The organism is Cellulomonas sp. (assembly GCF_015234515.1).
Classification (GTDB): domain Bacteria; phylum Actinomycetota; class Actinomycetes; order Actinomycetales; family Cellulomonadaceae; genus Cellulomonas.
The window spans coordinates 346,427-357,987 of the sequence record NZ_JADGMY010000028.1 but is presented as its reverse complement, the minus strand read 5'-3'; the positions used below and the strand labels follow the sequence as shown (position 1 = coordinate 357,987).

14 protein-coding genes are annotated in these 11,561 nt (G+C 73.9%); 7 read left to right on the top strand and 7 right to left on the bottom strand.

The genetic code is table 11. The features are described from left to right. Positions 1 to 269 precede the first annotated feature (269 nt). The 3 genes from rocD to IR158_RS15210 all read right to left on the bottom strand — a co-directional run bounded on the left by rocD (position 270) and on the right by IR158_RS15210 (position 3,003). Positions 270 to 1,493: an ornithine--oxo-acid transaminase gene (rocD, locus tag IR158_RS15220; RefSeq protein WP_291814270.1), complete on the bottom strand. Its 1,224-nt coding sequence runs from the start codon at positions 1,491 to 1,493 to the stop codon at positions 270 to 272. 2 nt (positions 1,494 to 1,495) lie between these two features. After that, the gene (ddaH, locus tag IR158_RS15215) at positions 1,496 to 2,323 is read right to left on the bottom strand and encodes a dimethylargininase (RefSeq protein WP_291814269.1); all 828 of its coding nucleotides are present in this window, start codon (positions 2,321 to 2,323) and stop codon (positions 1,496 to 1,498) included. Positions 2,324 to 2,526: 203 nt separating this feature from the next. Then, positions 2,527 to 3,003, bottom strand: coding sequence for an SRPBCC family protein (locus tag IR158_RS15210; RefSeq protein WP_291814268.1), 477 nt, complete (start codon positions 3,001 to 3,003; stop codon positions 2,527 to 2,529). Positions 3,004 to 3,036: 33 nt separating this feature from the next. Here IR158_RS15210 and IR158_RS15205 point away from each other — a divergent pair, with 33 nt between their 5' ends. Next, entirely contained in the window at positions 3,037 to 4,029 is a 993-nt protein-coding gene (locus IR158_RS15205; RefSeq protein ID WP_291814267.1) for an aldo/keto reductase, read from the top strand. A 9-nt stretch (positions 4,030 to 4,038) separates the two neighbouring features. On the opposite strand, the gene IR158_RS15200 is transcribed toward IR158_RS15205, so the two are convergent. The 4 genes from IR158_RS15200 to IR158_RS15185 are packed head-to-tail and all read right to left on the bottom strand — an operon-like array spanning position 4,039 to position 7,341. Beyond that, entirely contained in the window at positions 4,039 to 4,797 is a 759-nt protein-coding gene (locus IR158_RS15200; protein ID WP_291814265.1) for a hypothetical protein, read from the bottom strand. A 1-nt stretch (position 4,798) separates the two neighbouring features. Further along, complete coding sequence (locus IR158_RS15195; RefSeq protein WP_291814263.1) at positions 4,799 to 5,338, bottom strand: OsmC family protein; 540 nt, start codon at positions 5,336 to 5,338, stop codon at positions 4,799 to 4,801. A 49-nt stretch (positions 5,339 to 5,387) separates the two neighbouring features. Further along, entirely contained in the window at positions 5,388 to 6,767 is a 1,380-nt protein-coding gene (locus IR158_RS15190) for a GntP family permease (protein WP_291814261.1), read from the bottom strand. A 40-nt stretch (positions 6,768 to 6,807) separates the two neighbouring features. Next, complete coding sequence (locus IR158_RS15185) at positions 6,808 to 7,341, bottom strand: gluconokinase (protein WP_291814259.1); 534 nt, start codon at positions 7,339 to 7,341, stop codon at positions 6,808 to 6,810. Positions 7,342 to 7,478: 137 nt separating this feature from the next. Here IR158_RS15185 and IR158_RS15180 point away from each other — a divergent pair, with 137 nt between their 5' ends. The 6 genes from IR158_RS15180 (at position 7,479) to IR158_RS15155 (ending at position 11,518) form a co-directional block, all read left to right on the top strand. After that, positions 7,479 to 7,889 carry a transferase gene (locus IR158_RS15180; protein WP_291814258.1) on the top strand — a complete coding sequence of 137 codons (411 nt, stop codon included), beginning with the start codon at positions 7,479 to 7,481 and terminating at the stop codon, positions 7,887 to 7,889. 77 nt (positions 7,890 to 7,966) lie between these two features. Beyond that, a complete protein-coding gene (locus tag IR158_RS15175) occupies positions 7,967 to 8,638 on the top strand; it encodes an AIM24 family protein (protein WP_291814257.1) in 672 nt (223 codons plus the stop codon). A gap of 151 nt (positions 8,639 to 8,789) precedes the next feature. Continuing rightward, positions 8,790 to 9,023 (top strand): hypothetical protein, encoded by a 234-nt coding sequence (locus IR158_RS15170; RefSeq protein ID WP_291814256.1) that lies wholly within the window; start codon positions 8,790 to 8,792, stop codon positions 9,021 to 9,023. Between the two features lie 148 nt (positions 9,024 to 9,171). Beyond that, positions 9,172 to 9,594, top strand: coding sequence for a TM2 domain-containing protein (locus IR158_RS15165; RefSeq protein ID WP_291814255.1), 423 nt, complete (start codon positions 9,172 to 9,174; stop codon positions 9,592 to 9,594). An 87-nt stretch (positions 9,595 to 9,681) separates the two neighbouring features. Then, positions 9,682 to 10,029, top strand: coding sequence for a hypothetical protein (locus IR158_RS15160; RefSeq protein WP_291814254.1), 348 nt, complete (start codon positions 9,682 to 9,684; stop codon positions 10,027 to 10,029). Position 10,030: 1 nt separating this feature from the next. After that, positions 10,031 to 11,518 (top strand): glycosyltransferase 87 family protein, encoded by a 1,488-nt coding sequence (locus IR158_RS15155; RefSeq protein WP_291814252.1) that lies wholly within the window; start codon positions 10,031 to 10,033, stop codon positions 11,516 to 11,518. Positions 11,519 to 11,561: the final 43 nt, after the last annotated feature.

The following is an 11,561-nucleotide window of genomic DNA, read 5'->3' as shown; positions in this document are numbered from 1 at the left end:
TGGATTGCATTCTCGCGTGCGGAGGTGGTGACTGGATTGCACTCTCGCGCCCGTGAAGGGTGGGGAAGTGCCTGGATTGCATTCTCGCGTGCGGAGGTGGTGACTGGATTGCACTCTCGCGCCCGTGGGGGGGGTGGGGAAGTGACTGGATTGCACTCTCGCGTGCGGAGGTGGTGACTGGATTGCGCTCTCGCGCCCATGGGGGGTGGGGTGGTGACTGGATTGCGCTCTCGCGCCCCATGGGGATGGGGAGGGGGAGGGGGGCAGGGTCAGGGGGTGGTGAGGGCTGTGGTCAGGTGGGTGAGGGCCTCGTCGAGGTCGGCCGGGTCGATCGTCAGAGGGGGCGCGAGGCGGATCGTGCCGCCGTGCGTGTCCTTGGCCAGGACGCCGCGGGTGAGGAGCCGCTCGCACAGCTCGCGTCCTGTCGTCGGGCCGCCGGGGACCGACGGCGCGATGTCCAGGCCCGCCCACAGGCCGATGGTGCGCATGCCGGACAGCAGCTCCTCGTCCATGAGACCGGCGAGGTGGTCGGCGACGAGCTCGCCGAGGGTCCGGGCGCGCGCCTGCAGCGTGCCCGGCGTGAGCAGGTCGACCACCGCGATCCCGACGGCGCACGCGAGCGGGTTGCCGCCGAACGTCGAGCCGTGCGTCCCGGCGGTCAGCACCTCGAGCACGTCCGCGCGTCCGACGACCGCGGAGACGGGCACGATGCCCCCGCCCAGCGCCTTGCCGAGCGTGACGAGGTCGGGCTGCACCTCGAACCGCTCGCACGCGAGCGTCGATCCGGTGCGCCCCAGGCCCGACTGGATCTCGTCGGCGATCAGCAGCACGCCCGCGTCGTCGCACGCCGCCCGCACGGCCGGCAGGTACTCCGCCGACGGCACGACGACGCCCTGCTCGCCCTGCACCGGCTCCAGCAGCACCGCGACGGTGGTCTCGTCGATCGCCGCGGCGACCGCGGCCGCGTCGTCGTACGGGACGGTGACGAAGCCGGGGGTGAACGGCCCGAAGCCGCGCCGGGCGTCCGGGTCGGACGAGAACGACACGATCGTCGTCGTCCGCCCGTGGAAGTTGCCGTCCGCGACGACGATCGTCGCGCGGTCCGCCGGCACGCCGCGCACCTCATAGCCCCACTTGCGCGCGGCCTTGATGGCCGTCTCGACGGCCTCGGCGCCGGTGTTCATCGGCAGGACGAGGTGCGACGTGCCCGTCAGCAGCGGCCCGACGAGCCCCACGAGCGCCTGCGCGAACGGCTCGAGGAGCTCGTGGTCGAACGCCCGGGACGTGAGCGTCAGCCGGTCGAGCTGCGCGTGCGCCGCCGCGACGAGCGCCGGGTGCCGGTGCCCGAAGTTGAGGGCCGAGTACCCGGCGAGCAGGTCGAGGTACCGCCGCCCGTCGGTGTCGGTCACCCACGACCCCTCACCCGTCGCGAGCGTGACGGGCAGCGGGTGGTAGTTGGGCGCCAGGGCGGACGTCGCGGCGGCGGTACGCATGGTCACTCCCGGATCTCGAGGGTGCAGCACTTGGCCCCGCCGCCGCCCTTGAGCAGCTCGGAGGTGTCGACGGGCAGAGGCGTGTAGCCGCGCTCGCGCAGCGCGCCGGCGAGGTGCGTCGCGCCGGGGGCGACGACGACGTGCAGCCCGTCGGAGACGGCGTTGAGGCCGAGCGCGGCCGCGTCGTCGTCCGTGGCCAGGACGGCGTCGGGGAAGAGCTGCTCCAGCACCGCGCGCGTCCCGGGGGAGAACGCGGGCGGGTAGTACGCGATCTGCGGGTCGCGCGGGTCCGACGACAGCACGGCCAGGGCCGTGTCCAGGTGGTAGTAGCGCGCGTCGACGAGCTCGAGCGAGATCACGGGCCGGCCGAACAGCTCCTGGGCCTCCGCGTGCGCGGTGCGCTCCGTGCGGAAACCGGTGCCGGCCAGCAGCAGGTCGCCGGCGACGAGCATGTCGCCCTCGCCCTCGTTGGTGGCGGCCGCGGTGTGCGTGACGTAGCCGCGGTCGGCGAACCACTTCTGGTAGGCGGGCCCCTCGGCCTGCCGCTCGGCGTACCGGAAGCGCGCGGAGTACACGACCCCGCCCACCATCGTCGCGCCGTTGGCCGCGTACACCATGTCGGGCAGGCCGGGGATCGGGTCGATGGTGTCGACGGTGTGCCCGAGGTCCAGGTAGGTGTCGCGCAGCGTGCGCCACTGGCGCACCGCCAGCGCCGTGTCGGTGGCCCGGGTGCGGTCCATCCACGGGTTGATCTCGTAGGAGACCGTGTAGTGGGTGGGCTCGCACATGAGGTAATGACGGGGGGTGGCGCCGGGGGCGTGCGCGGTCATGGGACTCCTCGGGGGACGGGGCCGCGGGGGTCGTGCGGCCCGAGACGAGCGTACGATCCCGCCGACGTGCGGCCCGACAGGTGACGTTGCGTGTGGAGGCGTGATCCGTTGCGCCGCACGGCGGAGCACCCCCGGTCCGTTGCGCCGAAACGCACCCGTAACGCCCGTGTGCGACCCCGGCGCCCGCCGCCGATCCCGGGCGGTCAGCCCCGGGTCAGGTCGGCCGCCGCGCGGCGCAGGACGAGGCGCAGCATGGCCGCCAGGAGGGGGGCCGTCAGCCGCGACGTCAGGGACGCGGGCAGGGGACCGGCGAGCGGCACCTGCTCCGACCACGTCACCCGGCACGTCGTCGGTGACGTCGCCAGCACGACCACCGTCGCCGACCCCAGCAGCACAGGCCCGCGCTTGGTGAACACCGCGACGCCCGGGCCGTCACCCGGCGGCGTGTACCGCGTGATCTCCATCCGGTCGACCAGACCCGGCCCTCCGCGGCGCGCACCCGGGCCGGACACCGCGACCACGCGGGTCCCCAGCCGCGGCGGGCCGTCGGTGCGCACCCGGGTCAGCGGGATCCACGCCTCGTGCCGGCGCGTGTCGGTCAGGGCGCGCCAGGCGACGTCCGCGGGGACCGCGAAGGCGCGTGTCACGGAGGCGGTGCCGGCAGGCGGCTCGGGTGTCATCCGACGATCCTCGCGCGGGGTAGCGTCTGGCGCATGCAGACGCGAGTGCTGGGACGGACGGGTCGTGAGGTCGGGGTCGTGGGGCTGGGCTGCTGGCAGCTCGGAGGGGACTGGGGTGCCGTCGGCGACGACACCGCGCGGACCGTCCTCGAGGCGGCGGTGGACGCGGGCGTCACGTTCCTCGACACCGCCGACGTGTACGGCGACGGCCGCTCCGAGCGGGCCATCGGCGCGTTCCTCGCGTCACGGCCCGACGTCGCCGAGCGCGTTACCGTCGCGACGAAGATGGGCCGCCGCGCGGACCCGCACGAGCCGGCCGCGTACACGTACGAGGCGTTCTGCCGGTGGACGGACCGCAGCCGCGAGAACCTGCGGACCGACACCCTGGACCTGGTCCAGCTGCATTGCCCGCCCACGCCGGTCTTCCACACGGACGCGGTCTTCGACGCGCTCGACCGGATCGTCGAGGACGGCCGCACCGCCGCGTACGGCGTCTCGGTGGAGACGGTCGACGAGGCGCTCGCCGCGATCGCACGTCCGAACGTCGCGAGCGTGCAGATCATCCTCAACGTGTTCCGCCGCAAGCCGCTGGAGCAGGTGCTCCCCGCGGCCGTCGAGGCGGGCGTCGGCATCATCGCCCGCGTGCCGCTGGCCTCGGGCCTGCTGTCCGGCAAGTACGACGAGAACACCCAGTTCGCGGCGGACGACCACCGCGCCTTCAACCGCCACGGCGAGGCGTTCGACGTCGGCGAGACGTTCGCGGGCGTCCCCTACGACGTGGGCGTCGCCGCGGCGCAGGACGTCGCGGCGCTGACCCCCTCGGGCATGACGACGGCGCAGCTGGCGCTCAAGTGGATCGTCCAGCAGCCCGGCGTCTCCGTCGTGATCCCCGGCGCCCGCACGCCCGCGCAGGCGCAGGCGAACGCCGCGACCGACCGCTTCCCCGACCTCGACGACGCGACGCTGGCGTCCCTGGAGCGGGTCTACGACGACAAGATCCGCCAGCACGTCCACACGCGCTGGTAGTCGCCCTTCTCAGCGGCGCCGGCCCAGGAGCCGGCGCCGCGGGCGGGCGTCGGTGCTGCCGGGCGCGGGCGTCGGGTAGACCTGTCCCGGCGGCAGGGCGCGGGTGCCCGACTCGGACTCGATGACCTGAGGGAACGTCGTCGGCGGCGGTCCGAACGCGAGGCGTGCGCCCTTGATGACGCTCTGGCCCAGGGCGCGTCCGCCCGCGACGCCGATCGCGGCGCCGATGCCGTAGGGCGCGAGCCGCCCGACGGCGAGGCCGCCCATGCGCGCGGCCTGCTTGCGGACGAGACGACGCGTCAGCTGGTTGTTGACCTTCTTCACGGTGCCCATCGGCATGCGCGTCAGCAGCAGCCTGCCCACGCGGATGGTCGTGATCTCCGTCGCGTCGCCGATGACCTTGGTGCTGGACTCCCCGAGCAGGCTCGCGAGCAGCAGCGCCTTGCGGCGCTCGCTGTCCGCGACCTCGATGCCGTGCACCGACGCCACCGCCAGCGAGAACGCCGCGGAGGCACCGAAGAACGTCGCGACGTCGCTGACCGTGAGCGCCGTGGCCAGCCCGGTCCCGACGACGGGGGCCGCGGCCGCCGCACCGACGGCGCCGCCCGCCCCGGCGACGACGAGCAGGAACTCCTTCTCGAGGAGCTGGATGATCTGCTCCGGTGTCGCGCCCGGGTTCTTGCGCCGGACGCTGGCGACGTGCGCGTGGATCGACGCCGAGGGGATCGTCACCGCCTTGTCGAGGGCGGCCTGCACGAGGCGCGGCACGTCAGCGCTCCCCGGCCACGGTCAGCGAGGTGGTCGCACCGTGCTCGAGCGTGCGGCCGACGGTGCAGTGCTCGGCCACCGCGCGGTGCACGACCGTCAGCAGCCGCTCGCGCGCGGCGTCGTCCAGGCTCGACAGGTCCACCTCGAGCACCTCGGTCAGCACCGGGTACCGGTCCTCCGTGGGGTGCGCCAGGCCGCCGACGCGGATCGTCACGGGCACGTCGTCGCCCAGGCGCCGCGCGATGGCGGCGTCGGACGACAGGCCCGTGCACGCGCCGAGCGCGATCTTCAGCAGCTCGCCCGGCGTGAAGGCGTCCGGGTCGCCCAGCGACCCGATCCGCACCTCGCCGCCGCGCGAGCTGCGCCCCACGTACTGCCGGGTGCCGGTGCGCTCGAGCCACAGCTGCGTGTCGTCCGCGTTGGCCAGCGGGTCCTGCGGGTCGCTCACCGCCGCGACGTCCGACGGGTCGCCCAGCGCCGTGCCGGATCCGGCCGGCGCCGGGTCCCCGGCGAGGTCACGTGAGTCCTGGTCCGTCGTCATGCGCCCGATCCTCGCACGCACGTCCGACGCGCGCCCGGCCGACCGGCGCTCAGGCGATGCTGAAGATGAGGAACGCGATCGCGAAGCCCATGGTGCCGATGATCGTCTCCATCACGGTCCACGTGCGCAGCGTCGTGCGGACGTCCATGCCGAAGAACCGGCCGACCAGCCAGAACCCCGAGTCGTTGACGTGCGACGCCATGACCGACCCCGCGGCCACCGCCAGCACGATCGCGGCGAGCTGCACGGCGGTGAAGTCGCCGCTCGCGACGGCCGGCTGGATGAGCCCGGCGGTCGTGATGAGGGCGACCGTCGCAGAGCCCTGCGCGATCCGCAGCACCGTCGAGATGAGGAAGCCCGCGACGATGACGGGCAGCCCGATGTCGCCCAGCGCGTCCTCGAGCGCCGCGCCGATCCCCGACGCGCGCAGGACCGCACCGAACATGCCGCCGGCGCCGGTGATGAGGATGACGGAGCACACCGGGCCGAGCGACGACTCGAGCAGCCGCTCGATCGTCGTCTTGTCGCGCCCGCGCCGGGCACCCATGACCCACGCGGCGACCAGGACGGCGATCAGCAGCGCCACGGGCGTCGACCCGATGGCGCGGGCGACCTGCACCCACGCCTGGTCACCGTCGACGACGCCCGCGCTGCGCAACGTGTCCAGGCCCGTGTTGACGAAGATCAGGACGAGGGGGAGCAGCAGCACGCCGAGCACGGTGCCGAGGCCCGGGGGGTTGTCGGGCTCCTCCTCCTGCGTGCCGAGCAGCTCCGGCACGGGCAGCTGCCACCGCCGGCCGGCCCACAGGCCGTACAGGTAGGAGCTGACGTACCAGGTGGGCAGCGCGACGACGAGCCCCAGCAGGATCACCATGCCGGGGTCCGCGCCCAGCAGCTCGGAGGCCGCGACGGGCCCGGGGTGCGGGGGCACGAAGACGTGCATGACGGAGAACGCGCCGGCCGTCGGCAGCCCGAACGTCAGCACCGACCCGCCCAGGCGCCGGGCGACCGCGAACACGATCGGCAGCATGACGACCAGGCCCGCGTCGAAGAAGATCGGGAACCCGAAGATCAGCGACGCGATGCCCAGCGCGAGCGGCGCCCGCTTCTCCCCGAACCGTCCCACCAGCGTCTCCGCCATGACTGCGGCACCGCCGGACGTCTCGACCATCCGGCCGAGCATCGCGCCCAGCCCGACGAGCAGCGCGACGGACCCGAGCGTCGTGCCGAACCCGGACGTCAGGACGTCGACCACCGACCCCGCCGGCACACCGGTGGCGAACGCCGTGAGCAGCGAGACGAGGATCAGCGCGAGGAACGCGTGCAGCCGCAGCCGGATGATGAGGAACAGCAGCAGGGCGATGGCGGCGGCCGCGATGCCGAGCAGCGGCCCGGCTCCCAGCGTCTGTTCCCAGTCCTCCGGTGGCACGGCGTCTCCCTTGCGTCGGCCCGCGGTGCGGGCGGTCGGATCAGGTGTGCAGCGCTGTCAGCGCCCGGTCGGCGACGTCCTGCGGCGGGACGTCGACGACGACGGTCACGCCGTCCTCGTCGTCGCCGAGCGGCTCGAGCGTGCTCAGCTGGGACGGCAGCAGCGTCGTGGGCATGAAGTGGCCCTCGCGGTGCGCCATGCGGTCCTCGAGCAGGTCGGTGCCGGCGGTCAGGTGGACGAACCGCACGCGCCCCTCGGCGGAGCGCAGCACGTCGCGGTACGAGCGCTTGAGCGCGGAGCACGTGACGACCGACGGTCGTCCCGCGTGGGTCTGCTCGGTGAGCCAGTCGCGGATCGCCTCGAGCCAGGGCCACCGGTCGTCGTCGTCCAGGGGCGTGCCGGCCGACATCTTCTCGATGTTGGCGGGCGGGTGGAAGTCGTCGGCCTCGGCGTACGGGAGCCCGAGGCGCTCCTGGAGGATGCGCGCCAGGGTCGTCTTGCCGGACCCGGCCACGCCCATGAGCACGAGGTGCTCCACCGCTGCCGCCTGGTCGTGCGTTGTCGCGTCGCCCACGGGGGACACTCTGGCGGAGCATGGGGTGCTCGGCCACCGGGGAGCGCTCTGAACAGGGCGTGGGGCTCTCGTGAAGGTCGCGTGAGAGCCCGCGGGCCGGGAACACCGTGCGTGGTCGGATCGTTTTGGTGGTCAGGATGAAGAGACGATACGAAGAACTCGAGACCGAGGACGGCAAGGTCGTCCGCTACCAGCGACACGAGAACGGCGGCGGCCTCGTCGCCAAGAGCGCTCGGGTCGACATGACCGCGTACGTGGCCGACTCCGCATGGGTCGACCCGGACGCCGTCGTCGAGGCCGGCGCGTCCGTCGGCAAGTTCTGCTGGGTCGAACCCGGAGCCGTCGTGCACGCACGCGCCCGGCTCGGCTCGCACGTGCACATCGGGCGCGATGCGGTCGTCGGGCGCGGTGCGCGCCTGGGCGTGCGCGTCGACGTGGGCGCGAAGGCACGGCTCGACGCCGGCCTCGTCGTCGAGCCCGAGGCGAAGATCCCCGAGGGCGCGCACGTCGAGCGCCGCGGCTTCCCGCCGCACGTCCTCGCGGCCTGACGCGGCGCGCCCCCGGCGCGGCCGACGTCACCCGGGAACCTGCCACGCCGCACCCGGCGGCGCGGGAGGATGTGCCCATGCGCAGCGACATCTTCGACCAGAAGAACCTCGAGGTGGCGACCGGCCAGCGGTTCGTCCTCCAGAACACCAAGATGCTCAAGGTGACCCTCGGGGAGCCGGTCATTGCCGCCAAGGGCGCGATGGTCGCGTACCAGGGCAACGTGCAGTTCCACCACAAGGGTGCCGACTCGCTGACGAAGTTCGTCAAGCGCGCCATGTCGTCGGACGACCAGGCGCTCATGACGGTGTCCGGGCAGGGCGACGTGTTCTTCGCGCGGATGGCGGAGAACGTGTTCCTCATCGAGCTCGAGGGCGACGCGATCAGCGTCGGCGGCTCGTCGCTGCTCGCGTTCGACGCCGCGCTGCAGTGGGACCTGCACCGCACGCGCGGCGCGGGGACGATGACCGGCGGCCTGTTCAACACCCTCATCCAGGGCCGCGGGTCGGTCGCGCTGACGTCCGACGGCACGCCCGTCATCCTCGACTGCTCGCAGCAGCCGACGTTCGTCGACCCCAACGCCGCGGTCTGCTGGTCCGCCAACCTCGTGCCCGACGTGGTGTCCAGCATGAACATGACGTCGCTGCTGCGCGGTGGCACCGGCGAGGCGTTCCAGTACAAGTTCCACGGCCCGGGCTTCGTCGTGGTGCAGCCCTCGGAGGGCTTCTCGGGGGCCGTGCAGACCAGCTGAGGGGGTCCGGCGGCCGCAGGTGCGGGCTGACGGGCGAGGTCAGCGACCCAGCAGGTGCGGATGGCACAAACAGGATCACCCGGCGGCCCGAGGTGCAAAACCTGGTCGGTCGTCCATGCTGGGGCAGCGGACCGCGACGAGGAGGTACGACATGACCGACGACGTCGGCCGGGAGAGCCTGCCTCTGCCGGACTACGACCACCTGCCCCTGGGCAGGCTCGGGCAGCGCATCCGTTCGCTGGACGCCGACGACGTCGTCATGCTGCGGCAGTACGAGGAGGCGCAGAGCCACCGGCTGCCCGTGCTGCAGGTCCTCGACAACTGGCTGCACGAGCTCGCGGACGGCGCCGAGCCGTCCGAGGACCCGTCGCACGCCCCCACCTGACGCCCGGCGTCCCCCTGACGCCGCGCTTCGGCCGCCGACCTGGACGGCCGAGGCGAGTGCATGCCCGCCGGCCGGTGGACGTGGTCGCGGATGTGACCACCTGCGAGGTCCCGGTCCGGAGTGCCGGATCGGCGCTACTCTCCGGCGCATGAGCGATCAGCAGCAGCCGTACTTCCCCCAGGACGACGTGCCCGGATCGCAGCAGCCGCCGCCGTACGGGTACGCCGTCCCCGCGCCGCCGGCGTATGGCGGCGGGTACGCCCCGGCGGGCGCGCCCGTCTACGGGTTCGACCCCGTCACCGGGACGCCGTGGTCGGACAAGACGCGGACGACCGCCGGCCTGCTGTCGCTGCTGCTGCCGATGGTGGGCCTCTGCGGTGTCGGGCGCCTGTACGCGGGGCAGGTCGGCATCGGTCTGGCGCAGCTGCTCGGGTTCTTCGTCGGCGTCCTGCTGGTGTTCGTCCTCATCGGGTTCGTCATCGCACCCGCCGTGTGGCTGTGGTCCGTGATCGACGGGATCCTGCTGCTCGCGAACGGCGGGAAGGACGCCTACGGCCGCATGCTGCGGTGAGGGTGGTCGCCCCGGGCCCTCTCGGCGTGCGGGTCGCCGTCGTGCACCCCATCGTGGAGTGTTCCCGACGACGACGAGGAGGACGAGATGGCCGACGACATCGCCCGCGAGGACCTGCCCCTGCCCGACTTCGACCACCTGCCGTTGGGCACCCTGAAGCAGCGCGTCCGGTCGCTGGAGGCCGACGACGTCGCCGTGCTGCGGGAGTACGAGGAGACGCGGGCCAACCGGCTGCCCGTGCTGGTGGTGCTGGACCAGTGGCTCACCGAGCTGGCCGACGGCGCCGCCCCGTCCGGGGGTGACCCCGCATCGCCCGCTCCCGAGCTCGCGCCACCCCCCGAGGGGCCTGTGACCGCGTCCCCGCAGACGCAGGGGCCGCCGCAGAACCCGCCCTCGCACGGGGACCCGACCAACCCGGCGCAGCCGCGCACCTGACGTGACGTGGCGCCCCGGCCGGGCGGCCGTGGCGTGGGCCGTCGCGCTCGCCGCCGGGGTGCTCGCGTTCGTCGTGCGGTGGCACCTGCTCGGGGGTGCGGCCGGGCTGCGCCAGTACCACGGCTACGACGACGGGGTGTACTTCTCCTCGGCCGTCGCGTTCGTGCACGGACGGCTGCCGTACCGCGACTTCCTGCTGGTGCACCCGCCGGGGATCATGCTGGCGCTGACGCCCTTCGCCGCGCTGACGCACTGGACGAGCGACTCCACCGCGCTCGCGGTCGCGCGCGTCGGCTTCCTGCTGCTGGGGGCGGCCAACACGGTGCTGGTCGCACGGCTGGCCCGACGCTGGGGGCTCGCTGCGACCGTCGTCGCGGGGTTCCTCTACGCCGTGTCGACCGCCGCCGCGTACACCGAGCGGCTGACGCTGCTCGAACCGCTCGGCACGCTGACGCTGCTGGCCGGCGTGACGCTGCTGCGTCGCGCGGAGGTCCCCGGTGCGGCCCGCCGGTGGCGGTACGTCGGCGGTGCGGTGCTGGGGCTCGGGGTCGTCGTCAAGATCTGGAACGTCGTCCCGGTGCTGGTGGTCGTCGTGTGGTGGGCGGTGCGGCGGGGGGTGCGGGAGGCGGTGGGCGTCGCGGTGGCGGGCGCCGCGGCTGCGCTGCTCGTGCTGCTGCCCTTCGCGGTGGCGTCCGGGCGGTCGATGGTGGAGCTCGTCGTGCTCGCGCAGCTGGGGCGCTCGCGGGCACCGGGCACGGTGGCGACCCGGGTCGAGGGGATCCTCGGCGTGAGCGCCACGCAGTGGGAGTCGGAGCAGGTGCGTGCGGCCGTCACCGCGGCCGTGGGCCTGGCCGTCGTCGCGGCCGCGGTCGCCGCCTGGCGCCACGACCGCGGGCGGCTGTGGGTCGCCGTGCTCGGGGCGCAGCTGCTGGTGCTGCTGGCTGCGCCCTCGTACTTCGCGTCCTACGCCGCGTACAGCGCGCCGGCCGTCGCGCTCGTGCTGGCGGCGGGGATCTCCGTGGTGCCGGACCGGCTGCGGGCGGGGGGTGCCGTGCTGGCGTGCGGCCTGCTGGGCGTCGTCGCGGGCGTCCCGGCCGCACCGGCGCAGGCACCGTTCCCCGTCGCGCAGGTGCGTGACCTGCTCCCGGCCACGGGGTGCGTCCGCGCCGACTCGCCGGGTGCCCTCGTCGTCCTGGACGTCCTGTCGCGCAACGAGCGGCGCGGCTGTGCGACCCGCATCGACGTGTCCGGCCAGACGTACGCCGTGGGCGACCGGGACAGCGCCGGCCGGCCCGTCCCCCGGGTGCGCAACCAGCAGTGGCAGGAGGCGGCCGTCGCGTACCTGACGTCGGGGTCGGCCGCGGTCATCGCCCGGCAGACGGGCAACGGGTTCGCACGGACGACCGTCGAGCGGCTGCACTCGCACGGGCGGGTCGTGCAGGTGGGGGCCGTGGAGGTGCTGCTGCCGGGGGTGGCGTCGGACGGGTGAGGGATGGGCGGACAGGCGGGTGCCCGGGTCGATACGCTCCGCC